The sequence below is a fragment of the Isoptericola croceus genome (assembly GCF_029382255.1).
Classification (GTDB): Bacteria; Actinomycetota; Actinomycetes; order Actinomycetales; family Cellulomonadaceae; genus Isoptericola; species Isoptericola croceus.
The window spans coordinates 1-471 of the sequence record NZ_JARLLG010000026.1 but is presented as its reverse complement, the minus strand read 5'-3'; the positions used below and the strand labels follow the sequence as shown (position 1 = coordinate 471).

Genomic DNA, 471 nt, shown 5'->3' with positions numbered 1-471 from the left:
CAGCAGCCGCAGGATGGAGCTGGGCATGGGTTGCAAGCTGGAAGGCATGTGCTTGGGCAGCCGCAGGAGATTGGGGCTTCACATCCGCAAGAGATTGGAGCTGGGCATCCGCAGGAGATTGGAGCTTCGCATCCGCAGGAGATTGGAGCTGGGCATCCGCAGGAGATTGGAGCTTCACATCCGCAAGAAATTGGGGCGGAGCAACCGCAAGAAATTGGGGCGGAGCAACCGCAAGAGCAGCCTGGGACGAGCCTCTGCTCAACAACGTTGTGTACTTGTTGGTGCCTGACTGGGACACAGGAAACTTCGGTTTCTACGACGGGCTTGCACCTGCGCTCGGTGATTGGGACATGGTGGACGGATTGGTGGCAGACTGGACGACAACGACGTTCAGTGATGGGGACGTGTTTGGTGCAGCATTCTTCAACGCAACGGACGCACTTTTCGGTGACTGGGACGTGTTCAGTGTAG

2 protein-coding genes are annotated in these 471 nt (G+C 58.0%); both read left to right on the top strand.

The annotated features are described in order from the left end of the window. Positions 1-289: hypothetical protein (locus PZC42_RS20615; protein WP_277213935.1), on the top strand; the 289-nt coding region annotated here is incomplete at its 5' end. Further along, positions 282-471 (top strand): phage terminase small subunit (locus PZC42_RS20610; protein ID WP_277213933.1); only part of this gene is annotated, 190 nt, incomplete at its 3' end. The genes PZC42_RS20615 and PZC42_RS20610, both read left to right, overlap by 8 nt.